This window comes from Streptomyces sp. NPDC050658, from assembly GCF_044457025.1.
GTDB lineage: Bacteria > Actinomycetota > Actinomycetes > Streptomycetales > Streptomycetaceae > Streptomyces.
Genome location: NZ_JBITGM010000001.1, coordinates 495,463 through 514,267 on the forward strand (window position 1 = coordinate 495,463; position 18,805 = coordinate 514,267).

Genomic DNA, 18,805 nt, shown 5'->3' on the forward strand with positions numbered 1-18,805 from the left:
GGGGGACCGTCAGGTGGGGGGGGCCCCCGCGCCGCGGGCGGGGGGGCGGGGGGGGGGGTGGGGGCGGCGGCCCCGGGGGGGGGGGGGGGGGGGCCCGCCGCCCCCCCCCCCCTCACCTCATGTCCGGGTGCCGCTCAGCCCTGCGCCGCGTCCTCCGCGTGCAGGCTCATCGGCCCGTAGATCTTGGTCGCGTCCTCGAAGAGCGACACCTGGTCGGCGCCGCCGTCGGCGAGCTCTTTCCAGTACTCGCCGACCCAGGACTCCGCGTCGCCCTGAGTCGTGAACTCCTCGGGCTGCAGCGCGGGCTGGACCTCCGTCCCGTCCGCCTTCTCGAACCGCCACGTCCATGCCGCCATGCCAGCCTCCCGATGGTCCGACACTGTGTGAAGCCGCTCGAAGCCTATCCGGGCGAGCGCCGCTCGCGGCGGCGCGGGAGGATCTTCCTGTGGAACTTACTCTGCTCGGCACCGGTGCCCCCGAGGGCCTGCCCGTCCCCGGCTGCCCCTGTGCCGCCTGCGCGACCGCGCTCGGCGACGCCGCACGTGCCGCGACGGCGCTGCTCGTCGACGGTGTGCTGCTGCTCGACCTCACGCCGGGCGCCGCCCTGGCCGCCGCCCGCTCCGGGCACTCGCTCGGCGGTGTGCGCCAGGTCCTGCTCTCCCATCCGCACGACGGACCGTCCGTCGAGGTCCCCGCGGGGCTTCCGCAGCCGGGCCGGGTGCCCGACGGGCGTGAGCTCGCGCTGCTCACCGGGCACCGGGTGCGCGCGGTGGCGATGGACCACCCGGGCACCGGGTACGAGGTCGTCGGGCCGGACGGCGAGCGGCTGCTGTATCTGCCGCCGGGCGGGGCGCCGTCAGGAGTGCCGGACGACCATCCGGCGTACGAGATGGTGGTGGCCGACGTCATCGGGCGCCCCGACGGTCTGGCCCGGCTGCGGGCGGCGGGCGCCGTCGGGCCCACCACCGATGTCGTCGCCGTCCATCTGAGCCATGAGGTGCCGCCGGGCGCGGAGCTGACGCGCAGGCTCACCGCCGCCGGGGCGCGGGCCGTGCCGGACGGTTCGACGCTGGTGGTCGGCGCCTACGAGGACGTACCGGACGTGCCGCGCCGCACCTTCGTGACGGGCGGCGCGCGGTCGGGCAAGTCGGTGGAGGCCGAGCGACGCCTGGAGGCGTTCCCCGATGTGCTGTACGTGGCGACGGGCGGGACCCGCGGCGGGGACACCGAGTGGGCCGAGCGGGTGCGGGCGCACCGGGAGCGGCGGCCCGGCTCGTGGAGCACCAGCGAGACCTGCGACCTCGTGCCGCTGCTCGCCCGGAACGGGCCTCCGCTGCTGATCGACTGCCTCTCGCTGTGGCTGACGTACGCCATGGACGAGGTGAACGCGTGGGACGACGCCGAATGGGCGGGCGGCGGCGAACGTGCGCTGCGCAAACGGGTCGCCGAGCTGACCGACGCGGTGCGGGCGACCCGGCGCACGGTCGTCGCCGTGTCCAACGAGGTCGGTTCGGGCATCGTCCCCGCGACCGCTTCGGGCCGCCGCTACCGCGATGAACTGGGCCGTCTCAACGCGGCGTTCGCGGCCGAGTGCGAGCAGGTGCTGATGGTCGTGGCGGGGCAGGCGCTCGTCCTGCGGGGCTGATCAGGCCTCCGGGTCGCGGCGGGCGATGATCCGGTAGGCGTTGGCGAACCGGGTGCGGCTGACCAAGGGGGCGAGGAGCCGGTCGGCGAAGGCCGCGGCGGCGAGCAGCGGGGTGGCGACGCGGGCCGCGGCGCGGACCCGGCCGAGGGCCAGGGCGAGGCCCGCGGTCAGGTCGAGCGGGATGTGGGGCTCGCGCCGGTCGGTGGCGACGACGGTGTAGCCGAGGCTCTCCAGTTCGCGGCGCAGGCCGGCCAGCGGGATGCGGTGCTGGGGCTCGGGCCGGTGCCAGCCCTTGCCGAGGAATCGGGCGTAGCGGCTGCCCGGCTCGGGGACCTCGATCATCAGATGGCCGCCGGGGCGCAACACCGTGCGGGCGGCGATGAGTTCGATGCGCGGGTCCTCGCTGCGCTCCAGGTAGTGGAACATGCTCAGCGCGTCGTAGCGTCCCGCGAGCCGGGGTGCCAGGTCGGCGAGCAGGCCCTGGTGCGCCTCCTCCACGCGGCCCGCCTCGCGGCCCTGCTCCACCCGGCCGGTGGCATCGAGGCCGTCGAATGCCGTGTACGGGTACACGTCCCTGGCGGCGGCGGGGAAGTGCCCGTGCCCGGTGTCCACGTCGAGCCAGCTCTCCGGCTCGATGTAGCGGCCCATCGCGCGGGCCCGCGCCCGGTGGCGGCGGTCGGAGTGCGGGGCGTCGAGGATCTTCTGGGCCTGGGCGGCGGCGGCCTGGGCGGCGTCCATGGGCGTGGCGGGCTCCTGTGTCAGGCGGTTGCCGGGGGAGGGTTCGAGTGGAGCGGCAATCCTTCTCAAACGGTACGTAAGGGATGATCGACACCGCGGCAATGACACCACGGAGGCGACCTCACGGAGGCCCGACCCTCCCGGTACTGTTCGGCGAATGAGCTCGCTGAATCTCGACGACTTCACGGACCTGATCGAGCGGCCCGACGGCGGGGTGCGCCGCGACGCCGAAGAGCGCCGGGAGCGGCAGGGCCTGCCGCCCGGGGCGCTCGGGCGCCTCGACGAGCTGGGCGAGTGGCTGGCCGCCGCGCAGTCGTCGGTGCCGGTCAAGCCGATCGAGCGGCCGCGCGTGGTCCTGTTCGCGGGTGATCACGGGGTCGCCGGGCTCGGCGTCTCCGCGCGGCCCGCCGGGGGTGCGGCCGAGCTCGTGCGGTCGGTGCTGTCCGGGGCGAGCCCCGTCGCGGTGCTCGCGCGGCGCCTTGACGTGCCCGTGCGGGTCGTCGACATGGCGCTGGACTGCGACCCGGCCGAGCTGCCCAAGGAGGTGGCGGGGCATCGGGTGCGGCGCGGTTCGGGGCGCGTCGACATCGAGGACGCGCTGACCGTCGAAGAGGCCGAGGCCGCCGTGCGGGCGGGGATGGCCGTCGCCGACGAGGAGGCCGACTCCGGTACGGATCTCGTCGTGCTCGGCGATGTCAGTGTCGGCGGAACGACGCCCGCGGCGACGCTGGTCGCCGCGCTGTGCGGGACGGATGCGTCGGTGGTGACGGGGCGGGGCGGCTCGCCGATCGATGATCTCGCCTGGATGCGGAAGTGTGCCGCCGTGCGGGATTCACTGCGGCGGGCGCGGCCCGTGCTTGGGGATCAGCTGGAGTTGCTGGCGGCGGTGGGTGGTGCGGACATCGCCGCGATGACGGGGTTCTTGTTGCAGTGCGCGGTGCGGCGTACGCCGGTGATCCTCGACGGCGTCGTGGCCTCGGCGGCGGCGCTGGTGGCCCAGCGGGTCGCCTTCCGGGCGCCGGACTGGTGGCTTGCGGGGCATGGCAGCGGGGAGCCGGCGCAGGCGAAGGCGCTGGACCGGATGGCGCTGGATCCCGTCCTTGAACAGGGCGTGAAGGTGGGCGAGGGCGTGGGGGCGTTGCTGGCGGTGCCGGTGGTGCGGGCCGCCGCCGCCTTGTCCGCGGAGCTGCCGGTTGCGGCTGAAGCGGCGGCGCCGGACTCGGAGTAGGGCTGGGCCCCTGCCGCGGTCGGGGCGGGATGCGCCGTGCGGGACGCCTGCCCCGAACTGGGACAGCACACCCATATGATCCCTTTTCATGGGAGATGAGGCTGATGTTGTTGTTGGGCGGAATCGGCGGATCGCTGCTGGGTTCAGCGTCTGGTATTTGCGTGCTGTCACCTTCATCAACTTTCTGAGCGCGGTCTGGGTCTCCCTCGGGCAGGATCTGCGGCGGCACAACACCGAGAACTACTTCACCCCATATCTGCTGACGGCGGGCTTCGCGTCCGGGGCGTTCACGATGTTCCTGGCGATCACGATGCGCCGCCGCAAACGCGCCGCGTGGATCCTCAACCTCGTGCTCAGCGGGCTCTTCCTCTTGCTGTTCGCCTTCGCGATGGTGTTCCCGGAGATTCGCCAGCACGCCCAGAACTGGATCTCCCTGGTCCTGACCGCCGCCTTCGTCGCCGCGCTGCTCGTCGGGCGACGGGAGTTCTACGCCAAGGGCGACCGGTCCAACCCGAAGCTCGCCGCGGCCGTCGCGGTCGGCGGGCTCCTGGTGACCAGCCTGATCGCCGCGCTCCTGGTCACCGTCACCAACCACGCGCACGACGAGTACCGCTCGACCTTCCTCGACCGCTGGCGCTACGGCACCATGCGCCTCGTCTCGCTGGCCGCCGACGACACCCGCTTCGAGGGCATCGCCACGCCCGGCTGGGTCAACGTCACCATCAACGTGCTCAGCACGCTGCTCCTGCTCGCCGTCCTGTACGCCGCCTTCCGGTCCCGCAAGGCCGTCGACCCGCTCACCGAGGACGACGAGACCAAGCTGCACGCCCTGCTCGACAAGTACGGCGAGCGCGACTCGCTCGGCTACTTCGCGCTGCGCCGGGAGAAGAGCGTCGTGTGGTCGCCGAGCGGTAAGGCCGCGGTCGCCTACCGGGTCGTCGGGGGCGTGTCGCTGGCCTCCGGTGATCCCATCGGGGACCCCGAGGCCTGGCCCGGTGCCATCGAGCCCTGGCTGGCCGACGCGCGTGAGCACGGCTGGATCCCGGCCGTCATGGGCGCCAGCGAGGAGGCCGGGACCATTTACGCGCGGCACGGGCTCGACGCCCTGGAGCTGGGTGACGAAGCCATTGTCGAGACGGCGGAGTTCACGCTGGAAGGGCGGGCCATGCGGACCGTCCGGCAGGCCTACAACCGGGTCAAGCGGGCCGGGTACGAGGTGAAGATCCGGCGGCACGAGGACATTCCGGCCGATGAGATGGCGTATCTGCTCGACCGTGCCGACGACTGGCGTGACGGAGCGACCGAACGCGGCTTCTCCATGGCGCTCGGGCGGCTCGGCGATCCGGCGGACGGGCGGTGCGTGATGCTCGAATGCACCGATGGCGAGGGCGAGTTGAAAGCTGTGCTCTCCTTCGTGCCCTGGGGGCCCAGCGGGCTCTCCCTCGACCTGATGCGACGCGACCGCGACTCCGAGAACGGCCTGATGGAGTTCATGGTCATCGAGCTGCTCCAGCGCGCCCCGGAGATCAAGATCACTCAGGTCTCGCTCAACTTCGCGATGTTCCGGTCCGTCTTCGAACGTGGCTCGCGGCTCGGCGCGGGCCCGGTCCTTCGGTTGTGGCGCTCGCTGCTCACCTTCTTCTCCCGGTGGTGGCAGATCGAGTCGCTCTACCGGGCCAACGCGAAGTACCGCCCGATCTGGGAGCCTCGCTTCCTTCTCTTCGAGAAGAGCGGCGACCTGCCCCGCATCGGCATCGCGTCGGCCCGCGCGGAGGGCTTCCTGGAAGCGCCGACCCTGCCGAGGGGGGTCCCCCCTGTTCGAGCGAAGTCGAGAACTTGGGGGCGGCTGCACCGCAAGCATCTGGAGTCCCGACGATGAGCACACCGGCCCTGGACCGCCTGTCCCGGCTGTCCCGCCGCGAATGGGGGCCGCTCTTCACCGCCGTACGAAAGGGCATCGTCGAACGGCGGTGGCGGGCCGCGCCGATGACGCTGGCCGCGGTCTGTCTCACCGCCCTGTGCCAGTTCGTGCAGAACCAGTCGTGGGGCTATCAGTTCGTGCAGGACATCGGCTCCGTGCGGGCCGAGGACCCGCTCTGGCTCGCCCTCCTGCGCACGCCGCTCTCGCTCTTCGTGCCCGCGCTCGACCTGCCCGTCTGGGGTGCGCTCGCGCAGATCCTGGTGGTGTTCGGCATCGCCGAGATCTGCGTCGGGTGGCGGCGCACGCTCGTCATCGGCTACGCGGCCACCCTCGCCGGCACGCTCTACGCGCGGGTGGGCATCGCCTGGGGTCCCGACCATCCGCTGGGGCTTCCCGCGTCCGACGCGCGGGTCGTCGACACCGGTCCGTCCGCCGCCGTCGTGGGGCTCGCGGTGTACGTCTGCTGGCGCTACCGGGCCTGGTTCACGGCCGGGCTCGTGATCGCGCTGATGGTCCTCGAGGTGTTCCTCAAGAACAACCTCGCCGGCAAGGAGCATCTCGCGGCGATCGCCGCGGTCCTGGTGCTGTGCGCGGTCACGACGGTGCTTCAGCGGCGCGAGCCCGCCAGCTCGTCGTCGGGCTTGCCGCCGATCAAGTCCTGAAACCTGCGGCGCGGGCCCGCCCAGCGGCGGTCGTGGCGGTAGGCGCGCAGCCCGGCCCTGGCACGGGCGCGGTGCCGGTTGCGGTAGAAGCGCCGGGCCCAGGCCGAGCCGGGGCGGGCGAGACGGACCGCGCCGACCAGGGCGACCAGCGGGATCACGATGCCGATCAGCGCCGTCCGCAGCTTGCCCTTGGCCAGGGCGACCACGGCGAAGCAGCAGTTGACGCCGACGTTCAGGGCGAGCGCCGCGCGGTTGGTCCGCTCGTCGGCCGTCAGGTCGTTCACGCCGAACGGGGTGAATCCGGTGAGGACGAGCACCACCAGGGCCGCCGTGAGCATCACGACCTCGACGCTCTTGCGGCCCTGCTCGCTCCAGTAGACGTCGTCGAGATAGAGGATCAGCGCGAACTCGTCCAGGACCAGGCCCGCGCCGACGCCGAAGACGACCGCCGCGATCGCCGGCCCGCCGCTGTGCCGGCCCGCGGCCACCGCCCAGAAGCCGCCGATGAGCATGAGGAAGATGCCGGGTACGACGTGATGGATGTGCACGTCGCCCGAGCTGATGTTCCGGAAGGGGCCCTTGCCCGCGCGGATGAGGCGGGTGATCGTGCGGGTCACGAGGAAGGTGAGGACGAAGGAGAGCAGGGCCAGGAGCAGCGGGAGTTTTCCCGGCTCCGTGATGTTCCTCGTCCACCAGTCGGCCATGGGGTCATCCTGGGCCGGGGTGTGCTCCCGCGCACCCGCACGCCCGCCCGGCGGCACGGCGACCGCCCCCAGGTACCCTTCCGCGGTGCCCAGACCCTCCGCCGCCGACGGCCTCCGTTTCGCCTTCGGCACCCTCACCGCCCTCCCCGTCCGCCTGACCAGGTGGGACCGTGACGCGGCCCGCGCGGGCATGCTCGCCGCACCCCTGGCCGGCCTCACGGTGGGGCTCTTCTCCGCGGCGCTCGGCGGCGGACTCCTGGCGCTCGGCGCGGGCCCGCTGCTCGCCGCCGTGGCGACCGCAGCGGCCCCCGCCGCGCTCACCCGCGGCCTGCACCTCGACGGGCTCGCCGACACCGCCGACGGGCTCGGCAGCGCGAAGCCCGCCGAGGACGCGCTGCGGATCATGAAGCAGTCGGACGTCGGCCCGTTCGGCGTCATCACGCTGCTCTTCGTGCTGCTCGCCCAGGTGGCCGTCCTCTTCCAGCTCTACGAGGCCTCCTGGACCCGCGGCGCCCTGGCCGCCGTCGTCTCCGCGACCGCGGCCCGCCTCGCACTCACCCTGGCCGCCCGCACGGGCGTACCCCCGGCCCGCCCGGAAGGCCTCGGCGCCGCCGTCGCGGGAGTCGTCCCCAAGACGGCGGCGCTACTCGCCGCGTCCGTCGTCACCGGGGCCGCCGCTGCCGCCGCCGTGCCCTTCGGGACGTACGACGTCATCCGGTACGCGGCCGCCGTCGTCCTCGCGCTCTGCGCCGCCGAACTGCTGCTCCGCCACTGCGTACGCCGCTTCGGCGGGATCACCGGCGATGTGTTCGGCGCCCTCGCCGAGACCGCGGCGACCACGGCCCTGGTCGTGCTGGCGCTCGGCTGAGCCGCACGCCTCGCGCCACACCCCGAGGTCGTACTTCTTCAGCATCGACGACAAACGCAGCTTCCGTGCCTCGCCGCAGAAGCGCCGCGTCGGCAGTTCGTACTCGACGTGGAAGACCGCCTTGTCCGCGGCGATGAACGGCTTCCAGCGGTCGCACTCCTTGTACTGCGCGCACTGCTCGTTCACCGCGAAGTCGAAGTCCCGCACCAGGCGCTGGATCTGCTCGGGGTCGTTCTTCAGGCCGACGGCCATCCCGCGCTCATGGGCCAGGCGGGCGATCAGCCGGTTGTAGCGGAGCTGGTCGGCGGCGGTGAGCCGGAAGCCGGTGCGGTTCGTGTAGCCGTCCATGTTGTCCGGCTCGACCGCGTCGAAGCCCTTCTCGCGGCACATGTCGATGCGGGCCCGCATGAGCGGTTCGAGTACGTCGACGCGTCGGATGTCGAGCCAGCGCTCGCCGTCCCAGCCGTTGCTCCTGCCGATGACGGACTTGGGGAACTCGTCCGCGTCGGGGCGGAACTCCTCCCAGGCGCCGGTGGAGAGATAGCAGATGACCTTGCGGCCGCGCCGGTGCAGATCGCTGACGGTCGCCTCGGAGTGGTCGAAGCCGTCGATGTCGTAGACGGGGACGTCGACGGACGGGTCGAGCTTTCCGCTGAGCTGCCACTGCCAGGGGGTGCCCGGGCGCGGCTGCCAGCGGGCCCCGTCCGGTTTCTCGTCGGCGGGCGCGGCGCAGCCCGCGACGACCATCAGGGCGAGGAGAGTGGCGAGGCATCTGCGGCGGGCGGCGCGTGGATCGGCTGACACTGCCTCACCGTACGTCGTACCCACTCACGCTGCGTACATCTGGTGAACGCGGAGCCAAACCTGAAATGGACGACACGTTCGGATGAATCTGCGCCGACACGATCGAATCGGCGCGACGCGCGTAGGCTCATGTCCGGCGCCCTTCCGGCCCGTTCTAGGCTGGCGCCGGGCCGGTCGACCCAACCCCATCGGCCGAGGAACTCAACGGAAGCGAGAATTCACCACCGTGACTGCTCTGACTCTCAGCACTGCCGCCGCCTCCGGCGTCCGTGCCGACGCGATCGTCGTCGGCGTAGCGAAGGGCGCTGCCGCATCCAAGGGGACTCTGGTCGTCGCGCCCGGCGCCGAGGCCGTGGACAAGGCGTTCGACGGCAAGCTCGCGTCCGTCCTGGAGACCCTCGGTGCCACCGGCGCCGAGGGCGAGGTGACCAAGCTGCCCGCGCCGTCCGGCTTCAAGGCCCCGGTCGTCGTCGCGGTCGGCCTCGGCACGGTGCCGGAGAAGGACGAGACGTACGGCACGGATGCCCTGCGCCGCGCCGCCGGCACCGCCGCGCGCGCCCTGACCGGCTCGAAGAAGGCCGCGTTCGCGCTGCCCACCGAGGACGCCGAGGACGCGGGGTCGATCGCCGAGGGCGCGCTGCTCGGCGCGTACTCGTTCGACGCCTACAAGGGCCTGGGCGACGCCAAGTCCGCGAAGAAGAACGGCAAGGACGCCAAGGCGCCCCTCGCCGAGATCGCGCTGCTCGGCGGCAAGCCCCGCGACAAGGCGTTCAAGGCCGCGGTCGAGCGTGCCACCGCGGTGGCCGAGGAGCTGAACCGGGCCCGTGACCTGGTCAACACGCCGCCGAACGACCTGAACCCGGAGGCCTTCGCCGCCGTCGCCACCGCGGCCGGCAAGGAACACGGCATCAAGGTCCAGGTCCTGGACGAGAAGGCGCTCACCAAGGGCGGCTACGGCGGCATCCTCGGCGTCGGCGCCGGTTCCGAGGCCCCGCCGCGCCTGGTCAAGCTGTCGTACACGCACGCCAAGGCGAAGAAGCACCTCGCCTTCGTCGGCAAGGGCATCACCTACGACTCGGGCGGCATCTCGCTGAAGCCCGCCGGCCACAACGAGACGATGAAGTGCGACATGGCCGGCGCCGCGGCCGTGTTCGCCTCCGTCGTCGCCGCCGCGCGCCTGGGCCTTCAGGTGAACGTCACCGGCTGGCTGGCGCTGGCCGAGAACATGCCCTCGGGCTCCGCGACCCGCCCCGGCGACGTCCTGCGGATGTACAGCGGCAAGACCGTCGAGGTCCTCAACACCGACGCCGAGGGCCGCCTCGTCCTGGCCGACGCGATCACCAAGGCCTCCGAGGACAAGCCCGACGCGATCGTCGACGTGGCCACCCTGACCGGCGCCATGATGATGGCGCTGGGCAGCCGCACCTTCGGCATCATGGCCAACGACGACGCGTTCCGTGCCTCGATCCACGACGTCTCCCTGGAGGCGGGCGAGGACTCCTGGCCGATGCCGCTGCCCGAGTACCTGATGAAGGGCATGGACTCCCCCACCGCCGACATCGCCAACATGGGCGAGCGGATGGGCGGCGGTCTGGTGGCCGGTCTCTTCCTCAAGGAGTTCGTGGGCGAGGGCATCACCTGGGCGCACCTGGACATCGCGGGCCCGGCCTTTAACGAGGGCGGACCGTTCGGCTACACCCCCAAGGGCGGCACCGGCACCGCCGTCCGCACCCTGGTCCGACTCGCCGAGCGCACCGCCGCGGGCGACCTCGGCTGAGCACCTGCCGTCTGAAGTCGGGGCCCGGACGTCCAGATGTCCGGGCCCCGACCCGTTCCCGTCCGGGGACCCGACCGGTTTCGCCCTCAACGAAATCCGTAGGTTCGTACGCAGCCGTAACCCCCGGACGTGGCGAATCAGACGTCTCACAGCCCGGCCCGCCGTCCCACCTCTCGCCGACAAGTGCGAAGATGGGTTCTCGGCAGGACAGGGCCCCCACCACAGGGCCGAAAAAAGAGCGGCCGAATACCAGCCGACCGACCGGTCGTCCCCCGAGAAACAGGGGTCCGGCGTACGGCGCACATGCATGGAGGACGTGACGTGGCGAACGACGCCAGCACCGTTTTCGACCTAGTGATCCTCGGCGGCGGTAGCGGCGGTTACGCCGCGGCACTGCGCGCGTCGCAGCTGGGCCTGGACGTCGCCCTGATCGAGAAGGGCAAGGTCGGCGGTACCTGCCTGCACAACGGCTGCATCCCGACGAAGGCGCTGCTGCACGCCGGCGAGGTCGCCGACCAGGCGCGCGAGGCCGACCAGTTCGGCGTGAAGGCCACCTTCGAGGGCATCGACATGGCGGCCGTCCACAAGTACAAGGACGACGTGATCTCGGGCCTCTACAAGGGCCTCCAGGGACTCATCACCTCGCGCAAGGTGACGTACATCGAGGGTGAGGGCAAGCTCTCCTCCCCGACCTCGGTGGACGTGAACGGGCAGCGCATCCAGGGCCGCCACGTGCTCCTCGCGACCGGCTCCGTGCCGAAGTCGCTGCCGGGCCTGGAGATCGACGGCAACCGCATCATCTCCTCGGACCACGCGCTGGTCCTGGACCGCGTCCCGAAGTCCGCGATCATCCTGGGCGGCGGCGTCATCGGCGTCGAGTTCGCCTCGGCGTGGAAGTCCTTCGGTGCCGAGGTGACCGTCGTCGAGGGCCTCAAGCACCTCGTGCCGGTCGAGGACGAGAACTCCTCGAAGCTTCTTGAGCGCGCGTTCCGCAAGCGCGGCATCAAGTTCAACCTGGGCACCTTCTTCGAGAAGGCCGAGTACACGCAGGACGGCGTCCGCGTGACCCTCGCCGACGGCAAGACCTTCGAGGCCGAGGTCCTCCTGGTCGCCATCGGCCGCGGCCCGGTCTCCGCCGGTCTCGGCTACGAGGAGCAGGGCGTCGCGATGGACCGCGGCTATGTCCTGGTCGACGAGTACATGCAGACCAACGTCCCGACCATCTCGGCCGTGGGCGACCTGGTGCCGACCCTCCAGCTCGCGCACGTCGGCTTCGCCGAGGGCATCCTGGTGGCGGAGCGCCTGGCCGGTCTCAAGACCGTCCCGATCGACTACGACGGCGTGCCGAAGGTGACGTACTGCCACCCCGAGGTCGCCTCCGTGGGCATCACCGAGGCCAAGGCCAAGGAGATCTACGGCGCGGACAAGGTCGTCGCCCTCAAGTACAGCCTGGCGGGCAACGGCAAGAGCAAGATCCTGAAGACCGCGGGCGAGATCAAGCTCGTCCAGGTCAAGGACGGTGCCGTGGTCGGCGTCCACATGGTCGGCGACCGCATGGGCGAGCAGGTCGGCGAAGCCCAGCTGATCTACAACTGGGAGGCGCTGCCGGCCGAGGTCGCGCAGCTCATCCACGCCCACCCGACGCAGAACGAGGCGATGGGCGAGGCGCACCTGGCCCTCGCGGGCAAGCCGCTGCACTCCCACGACTGACCTTCAGTCACACGGGCGCGACGACCAGACTTTCCGCAAATTCGTAAGGAGCAACAGAAACCATGGCGGTTTCCGTATCCCTTCCGGCGCTCGGCGAGAGCGTCACCGAGGGCACTGTCACCCGTTGGCTGAAGGCCGAGGGCGAGCGCGTCGAGGCCGACGAGCCGCTGCTCGAGGTGTCGACCGACAAGGTCGACACCGAGATCCCGTCGCCGGCCGCCGGCATCCTGGCGTCCATCAAGGTCGCCGAGGACGAGACGGTCGAGGTCGGCGCCGAGCTGGCCGTCATCGACGACGGCAGCGGCGCCCCCGCCGCCGCCCCGGCGCCGGCCGCCGAGCCCGCTCCGGCGGCCGCTGAGGCCCCCGCGGCTCCGGCTCCGGCCCCCGCCGCCGAGGCGCCCGCCGCCCCGGCCGGTGGCGCCACCGGCACCGACGTGACGCTGCCCGCCCTGGGCGAGTCGGTCACCGAGGGCACCGTCACCCGCTGGCTGAAGGAGGTCGGCGAGGAGGTCGCGGAGGACGAGCCCCTGCTCGAGGTCTCCACGGACAAGGTCGACACCGAGATCCCCTCCCCGGTCGCGGGCGTGCTGCTCGAGATCATCGTGGGCGAGGACGAGACCGCCGAGGTCGGCGCCCGGCTCGCCGTCGTCGGCGCCGCGGGTGCCGCTCCGGCCGCCGCCGCTCCGGCTGCCCCGGCCGCTCCGGCCCCGGCTCCGGCTCCGGCTCCGGCCGCCCCGGCCGCTCCCGCCGCTGCTCCGGCCGCCCCCGCGGCGCCCGCCGCTGCCGCTCCGGCTCCGGTGGCTCCGGCCGCGCCCGCTCCGGTCGCGCCCGCCGCCCCGGCCCCGGTCGCTCCGGCTGCCCCGGCCGCTCCGGCCTCCCCCGCCGACGACGGCGCGTACGTCACGCCGCTGGTCCGCAAGCTCGCGGGTGAGCACGGTGTGAGCCTCGCGGACGTCAAGGGCACCGGCGTCGGTGGCCGCATCCGCAAGCAGGACGTCATCGCCGCCGCCGAGGCCAAGAAGGCCGCCCCGGCTCCGGCCGCCGCCGCTGCCCCGGCAGCGTCGAAGGCCCCGGCCCTGGAGGTCTCTCCGCTCCGCGGCCAGACGGTCAAGATGACCCGTATGCGCAAGGTCATCGGCGACAACATGATGAAGGCCCTGCACTCGCAGGCCCAGCTGACCTCGGTCGTCGAGGTCGACATCACCAAGCTGATGAAGCTGCGCGCCAAGGCGAAGGACTCGTTCGCGGCTCGCGAGGGCGTCAAGCTCTCCCCGATGCCGTTCTTCGTCAAGGCCGCCGCCCAGGCGCTGAAGGCCCACCCGGTCATCAACGCCCGGATCAACGACGACGAAGGCACCATCACGTACTTCGACTCGGAGAACATCGGCATCGCCGTTGACGCCGAGAAGGGTCTGATGACGCCGGTCATCAAGGGTGCGGGCGACCTGAACATCGCCGGTATCTCCAAGAAGACCGCCGAGCTGGCCGGCAAGGCCCGTGGCGGTGGCCTCACCCCGGACGACATGTCGGGTGCCACCTTCACGATCTCCAACACCGGTTCGCGCGGCGCCCTGTTCGACACGGTCATCGTGCCGCCGAACCAGGCCGCGATCCTCGGCATCGGTGCCACGGTGAAGCGTCCGGTCGTCATCAACCACCCGGACCTCGGCGAGACCATCGCCGTCCGTGACATGACGTACCTGTCGCTCTCCTACGACCACCGTCTGGTGGACGGCGCGGACGCCGCCCGCTACCTGACCGCGGTCAAGGCGATCCTCGAGGCCGGCGAGTTCGAGGTCGAGCTCGGTCTGTAGTCCTACCGCCCCGTAGGGCTGTAAGACTCGTCTCATCAGCGCGTACGCCCCCGTTCGGAGGTTTCCGGACGGGGGCGTCGCCGTATTGTCTAGGGGTCACCACGCCCTGGGGCGCTGCCCCTGCCGGAGGAGCCCACATGACCGCGCCCGTTGTTCACTCGCTGCGCGAACAGATCCGCGAGCACATCGTGGAAGGGATCGTCAGCGGGCGCTGGAAGCCGGGCGAGCGGATCGTGGAGCGGCGGATCGCCGTTGAACTGGAGGTCTCGCAGACCCCCGTCCGTGAGGCCCTGCGCGAGCTGGAGACGCTGCGGCTCATCGAGTCGGCGCCCAACAAGGGCGTCCGCGTGCGGAACTTGACCGCGGCGGACCTGGAGGAGAGCTACCCGGTCCGCGCCGGCCTGGAGGCGATCGCCGCGGAGCTGGCGGCGGAGAGCCTGGCCGAGGACTGCTCGGCCCTGGAGCCGCATGTCGCCGCCCTGTACGAGGCGGACCGCGCGGCGGACGGCACGGGTCAGGTGCGGCACACGGTGGCCTTCCACCGGGAGCTGGTGCGGGCGGCCGACAACTCGGTCCTGCTGCACACCTGGGAGGGCCTGGGCATCGAGGTCTTCACGGCGCTTTCCATCCGCTGGCTGGGGACCGTCCAGCAGTCGTACGCGGAGGAGCACGAGGCCCTGGTGTCGGCGTTCCGGCGCCGGGATCCGGCGATCGCGGAACTGGTGAAGGCTCACGTGCTCGGCTGCGCGCCGCGGGCCTGAGGCCTGCCGCAGCGGTCCCGCAGGGGTTGCGCAGGCCTCCCGCGGGGTCTCGCAGGGGTCCTGTGGGGGCTCCTCAGGGGTCCCGCTCATCCGTGGCCGCGCTCTTGCAGACGTGCTCCGACCTGCGTAAACCCTTCAAATCCAAGGCACCCGGTGCCCGCTTTGCTGGCACCGGATGCCTACTTTCTCGGTCTTGAGAGGTTTTCCCCTTCAACCCTTTGATCGATCATCGATCACGGAGTTAGAGTCTCCGACGGGCTCTCACCGGAGTCCCCTGCCCTGTCCTGCCAAAGACCTAGGGCAACCCCACCCCTTACCGAACAGGGGACCCCCTCCGACTCAGGAAGGCGGCGACATGACCGACCCCTCCGCAATCCAGCCGAGCGAGCTCGACCAGCTCCCGGACCGCGACCCCGAGGAGACCGCCGAATGGCAGGCCTCCCTGGACGCCGTTACGCAGGCGGCCGGGCCGCACCGAGCCGCATACCTGATGCGGCGCACGCTGGAGCGCGCCGAGGGCGCGGGCCTGGCGCTGCCCAAGCTCCTCGAGACCGACTACGTCAACACCATCCCCACCTCCGCCGAGCCGTCCGTCGGTGACATCGGCGGCGACGAGGAGATGGAGCGGAAGATCACCGCGTGGAACCGCTGGAACGCGGCCGCCATGGTGACCCGAGGCTCGAAGCACGGCGTCGGCGGCCACATCGCCACCTTCGCCTCCGCGGCCTGGCTGTACGAGACGGGCTTCAACCACTTCTTCAAGGGCAAGGAGGCGGATGGTTCCGGCGACCAGCTGTACATCCAGGGTCACGCATCGCCCGGCATCTACGCCCGCGCCTTCCTCGACGGCCGCCTGAACGAGGCGCAGCTCGACAACTTCCGCCAGGAGGCGGGCGGCAACGGCCTGCCCTCCTACCCGCACCCGCGGCGCCTGCCCTGGCTGTGGGAGTTCCCGACGGTCTCCATGGGCCTCGGCCCGCTGTCGGCGATCTACCAGGCGCGGTTCAACCGCTACCTGACCAACCGCGGCATCAAGGACGTCTCCGCCTCGCACGTGTGGGCGTTCCTCGGTGACGGCGAGATGGACGAGCCCGAGTCGACGGCGGCCCTCGCACTGGCCGCGCGCGAGGGTCTCGACAACCTCACCTACGTCATCAACTGCAACCTGCAGCGCCTCGACGGCCCGGTCCGCGCCAACTTCCGCGTGGTGCAGGAGCTGGAGGCCCAGTTCCGCGGCGCCGGCTGGAACGTCATCAAGGTCCTGTGGGGCAACGCCTGGGACGAGCTGTTCCAGCTCGACACCACCGGCGCCCTGGTCCGCCGCCTGCGTGAGGTGCCGGACGCGCAGTTCCAGACGTACGCGACGCGCGACGCCGCCTACATCCGCGAGCACTTCTTCGGCTCCGAGCCCGCGCTCGTGGCTCTCGGCCAGCTGCTCACGGACGACAAGATCAGCGAGTGCTTCCACCTCTCGCGCGGCGGCCACGAGGCCCGCAAGGTCTACGCGGCCTACCGTGCGGCGCTCACCCACAAGGGCGCGCCGACCGTGATCCTCGCGCAGACGGTCAAGGGCTTCACCCTCGGCAAGGGCTTCGAGTCCAAGAACGCCAACCACCAGATGAAGAAGCTGACGGTGGACGAGTTCAAGGACATGCGCGACCTGCTCGGGCTGCCGATCCCGGACAGCGACTTCGTCGACGGCCAGGTGCCCTACGGCCACCCCGGCGCCGACTCCCCCGAGGTCCGCTACCTCCAGGAGCGCCGCGCGGCGCTCGGCGGTCCGGCCCCGGCCCGTCGCACGCAGCCGCTCGCGCCGCTGCCCGCCCCCGCCGACAAGACCTTCGCCGCCTTCGACAAGGGCTCCGGCTCGCAGTCGGTGGCGACGACCATGGCGTTCGTACGCCTGGTCAAGGATCTCGTACGCGACAAGCAGACCGGCAAGCGCTGGGTGCCGATCGTCCCCGACGAGGCGCGCACCTTCGGCATGGAGTCGCTCTTCCCGTCGCTCGGCATCTACTCGCCCAAGGGCCAGACGTACGAGCCGGTCGACCGCGACCAGCTGATGTACTACAAGGAGGCCAAGGACGGCCAGATCCTCAACGAGGGGATCACCGAGGCCGGCTCCATGGCGGACTTCATCGCCGCGTCGTCGTCGTACGCGACGCACGGCGAAGCGATGATCCCCTTCTACATCTTCTACTCGATGTTCGGCTGGCAGCGCACGGCCGACCAGATGTGGCAGCTCGGCGACCAGCTCGGCCGCGGCTTCCTCGTCGGCGCCACCGCCGGTCGTACGACGCTGACGGGTGAGGGTCTGCAGCACGCGGACGGCCACTCGCCGGTGATCGCCGCGACGAACCCCGCGGCCCTGACGTACGACCCGGCCTTCGCCTACGAGGTCGCGGCGATCGTCAAGGAGGGTCTGCGCCGGATGTACGGCGAGGCGGCCGAGGGCGAGGACCAGAACGTCTTCTACTACCTCACCGTCTACAACGAGCCGATGCCGCAGCCCGCGAAGCCCGCGGGTGTGGACGAGGGCATCGTGCGCGGTCTGTACCGCTTCAACACGGCGGAGTCGGCGGGGCTCTCCCCGGCCGCCAACGCCGCCCGCCTCCAGCTGATCGGTTCGGGTACGGCCATCCACTGGACCCTCAAGGCCCAGCAGATGCTCGCCGAGGAGTGGGGCGTGGCCGCCGACGTGTGGTCCGCGACGTCCTGGACCGAGCTGCGGCGTGACGCCCTGGAGGCGGACGAGGCGCTGCTGCGCGGCGAGGAGCGGACTCCCTTCGTGCGCAAGGCACTTGAGGGTGCGCAGGGTCCGGTGCTCGCGGTCTCCGACTACATGCGTCAGGTCCCCGACCAGATCGCGCAGTGGGTCGAGCAGGACTACTCCTCGCTGGGCGCGGACGGCTTCGGCCTCTCCGACACGCGGGACGCGGCGCGTCGTCACTTCGGCATCGACGCGGAGTCGATCGTCGTCGCGGCGCTGGCGCAGCTGGCGCGGCGGGGCGAGGTTCCCGCTGCCGCGGTGAAGGAAGCGCGGGAGAAGTACGGGCTGTAAGCCTTCGGCTTGATGTGGGTGCGGGTCTCTGCCGTTCTGGCAGGGGCCCGTTCCCGTGTGCGGGTGCGTTGTGGGCTTTCTCCGCTTCGCGGCTTTTTCCCGCCCACCCACCCGCTCGGCTACCTGTATCGGGCCGCCATCTCGCGGGACGCCTCCGCGAAGCGCTGTCTCAGTGTCGGCGGCTCAAGCACTTCCACCTCCGGGCCCAGTGACATCAGCTGGGTGTAGGCCACCGTCTCGTTCTCGACCGGCAGGGTCAGCGTCACCCAGCCCTCGGCGTCCGGCTCGCCCGCCGACTGAAGTGCCTCCTGGACGGACGCGGAATCCGTGGCGTACGGAAGCTGCCGCAGGCCCGCCTCGGAGAGCCGCAGTACGACCTCGGAGCGCAGGATCGCGCGGGCGAACTGCGCGGCCCGCTCGTCCCAGAAGCCCGGCAGATCGAATTCCTCGTCGCGTACGAAGCGGTCCTCGCCGACGGCGACCGCGGTGAACCGGTCGATGCGGTACACCCGGAACGAACCCGTGTCCGGCACCCGCGCGCACAGGTACCAGACGCCCGCCTTGAGCACGAGCCCGTACGGCTCCAACTCCCGCTCCACCTCGGCGTCCTGGCGCCGGTAGCGGGCGGTGACCCGCCGGTCGTCCCAGACCGCGTCGGCCACGGCGGGCAGCAGCTCGGGCGCGGGCGTCTCCTTGAACCAGCCCGGCGCGTCCAGATGGAACCGCTGCGAGGCGTTCTGCGAGGCGTCGCGGAGCGAGGGCATCAGGGCCGCCGACACCTTCAGACGGGCCGCCGACGAGGCGTCCTCCAGGCCCATCTCCCGCAGCGCGCCCGGCACTCCGGACAGGAACAGCGCCTCCGCCTCGCTGCGGCCGAGGCCGGTGAGGCGGGTGCGGTAACCGCCGATGAGGCGGTAGCCGCCGGTGCGGCCCCGGTCCGCGTAGACCGGGACGCCCGCCTCCGACAGGGCCTGGGCGTCCCGCGTGATGGTCCGCTCGGAGACCTCGAGCTGGGCGGCGAGTTCGGCGGCGGTCATGGAGGGCCGGGCCTGGAGCAGGAGCACCATCTTGATGAGGCGGGCAGCGCGCATGCTCTCCATGATGCCGTCGAC

Annotated in this window: 14 protein-coding genes and 1 pseudogene; 10 read left to right on the forward strand and 5 right to left on the reverse strand. The window is 71.7% G+C overall.

Annotated elements, in window-relative coordinates; genetic code table 11:
* Positions 1-134 precede the first annotated feature (134 nt).
* Entirely contained in the window at positions 135-356 is a 222-nt protein-coding gene (locus ACIBKX_RS02340; RefSeq protein WP_363277693.1) for a hypothetical protein, read from the reverse strand.
* 89 nt (positions 357-445) lie between these two features.
* On the opposite strand from ACIBKX_RS02340, the gene ACIBKX_RS02345 reads away from it, so the two are divergent.
* Positions 446-1,645 carry a bifunctional adenosylcobinamide kinase/adenosylcobinamide-phosphate guanylyltransferase gene (locus ACIBKX_RS02345; protein ID WP_363277692.1) on the forward strand — a complete coding sequence of 400 codons (1,200 nt, stop codon included), beginning with the start codon at positions 446-448 and terminating at the stop codon, positions 1,643-1,645.
* Here ACIBKX_RS02345 and ACIBKX_RS02350 read toward each other — a convergent pair whose 3' ends face one another.
* Positions 1,646-2,383, reverse strand: a complete 738-nt coding sequence (locus ACIBKX_RS02350) for a class I SAM-dependent methyltransferase (protein ID WP_363277691.1) — start codon at positions 2,381-2,383, stop codon at positions 1,646-1,648.
* A gap of 157 nt (positions 2,384-2,540) precedes the next feature.
* Here ACIBKX_RS02350 and cobT point away from each other — a divergent pair, with 157 nt between their 5' ends.
* The 3 genes from cobT to ACIBKX_RS02365 all read left to right on the forward strand — a co-directional run bounded on the left by cobT (position 2,541) and on the right by ACIBKX_RS02365 (position 6,194).
* Entirely contained in the window at positions 2,541-3,611 is a 1,071-nt protein-coding gene (cobT, locus tag ACIBKX_RS02355; RefSeq protein WP_363277690.1) for a nicotinate-nucleotide--dimethylbenzimidazole phosphoribosyltransferase, read from the forward strand.
* A gap of 88 nt (positions 3,612-3,699) precedes the next feature.
* Positions 3,700-5,490, forward strand: coding sequence for a phosphatidylglycerol lysyltransferase domain-containing protein (locus tag ACIBKX_RS02360; RefSeq protein WP_363277689.1), 1,791 nt, complete (start codon positions 3,700-3,702; stop codon positions 5,488-5,490).
* Entirely contained in the window at positions 5,487-6,194 is a 708-nt protein-coding gene (locus ACIBKX_RS02365; RefSeq protein ID WP_363277688.1) for a hypothetical protein, read from the forward strand. The genes ACIBKX_RS02360 and ACIBKX_RS02365 overlap by 4 nt, the downstream gene beginning before the upstream one ends.
* On the opposite strand, the gene ACIBKX_RS02370 is transcribed toward ACIBKX_RS02365, so the two are convergent.
* Positions 6,140-6,898 (reverse strand): hypothetical protein, encoded by a 759-nt coding sequence (locus ACIBKX_RS02370; protein WP_363277687.1) that lies wholly within the window; start codon positions 6,896-6,898, stop codon positions 6,140-6,142. The genes ACIBKX_RS02365 and ACIBKX_RS02370 overlap by 55 nt on opposite strands.
* Positions 6,899-6,983: 85 nt before the next feature.
* Between ACIBKX_RS02370 and ACIBKX_RS02375 the strand changes: the two genes are divergently transcribed.
* On the forward strand, positions 6,984-7,766 hold the full coding sequence (locus ACIBKX_RS02375) for an adenosylcobinamide-GDP ribazoletransferase (protein ID WP_363277686.1): 783 nt from the start codon (positions 6,984-6,986) through the stop codon (positions 7,764-7,766).
* A gap of 3 nt (positions 7,767-7,769) precedes the next feature.
* On the opposite strand, the pseudogene ACIBKX_RS02380 reads toward ACIBKX_RS02375, so the two are convergent.
* Positions 7,770-8,513: pseudogene (locus ACIBKX_RS02380) on the reverse strand (endo alpha-1,4 polygalactosaminidase); the annotation flags it as partial.
* Between the two features lie 283 nt (positions 8,514-8,796).
* Between ACIBKX_RS02380 and ACIBKX_RS02385 the strand changes: the two are divergent.
* The 5 genes from ACIBKX_RS02385 to aceE all read left to right on the forward strand — a co-directional run bounded on the left by ACIBKX_RS02385 (position 8,797) and on the right by aceE (position 17,693).
* Entirely contained in the window at positions 8,797-10,347 is a 1,551-nt protein-coding gene (locus tag ACIBKX_RS02385) for a leucyl aminopeptidase (protein ID WP_363277685.1), read from the forward strand.
* A 321-nt stretch (positions 10,348-10,668) separates the two neighbouring features.
* Positions 10,669-12,057 carry a dihydrolipoyl dehydrogenase gene (gene lpdA / locus ACIBKX_RS02390; RefSeq protein WP_363277684.1) on the forward strand — a complete coding sequence of 463 codons (1,389 nt, stop codon included), beginning with the start codon at positions 10,669-10,671 and terminating at the stop codon, positions 12,055-12,057.
* Positions 12,058-12,119: 62 nt separating this feature from the next.
* Entirely contained in the window at positions 12,120-13,871 is a 1,752-nt protein-coding gene (gene sucB, locus ACIBKX_RS02395) for a 2-oxoglutarate dehydrogenase, E2 component, dihydrolipoamide succinyltransferase (RefSeq protein ID WP_363277683.1), read from the forward strand.
* Between the two features lie 137 nt (positions 13,872-14,008).
* Positions 14,009-14,632 carry a GntR family transcriptional regulator gene (locus ACIBKX_RS02400; protein WP_363277682.1) on the forward strand — a complete coding sequence of 208 codons (624 nt, stop codon included), beginning with the start codon at positions 14,009-14,011 and terminating at the stop codon, positions 14,630-14,632.
* Between the two features lie 355 nt (positions 14,633-14,987).
* The gene (gene aceE / locus ACIBKX_RS02405) at positions 14,988-17,693 is read left to right on the forward strand and encodes a pyruvate dehydrogenase (acetyl-transferring), homodimeric type (RefSeq protein WP_363277681.1); all 2,706 of its coding nucleotides are present in this window, start codon (positions 14,988-14,990) and stop codon (positions 17,691-17,693) included.
* 119 nt (positions 17,694-17,812) lie between these two features.
* Here aceE and ACIBKX_RS02410 read toward each other — a convergent pair whose 3' ends face one another.
* On the reverse strand, positions 17,813-18,784 hold the full coding sequence (locus ACIBKX_RS02410) for a WYL domain-containing protein (RefSeq protein WP_363277680.1): 972 nt from the start codon (positions 18,782-18,784) through the stop codon (positions 17,813-17,815).
* Positions 18,785-18,805 lie beyond the last annotated feature (21 nt).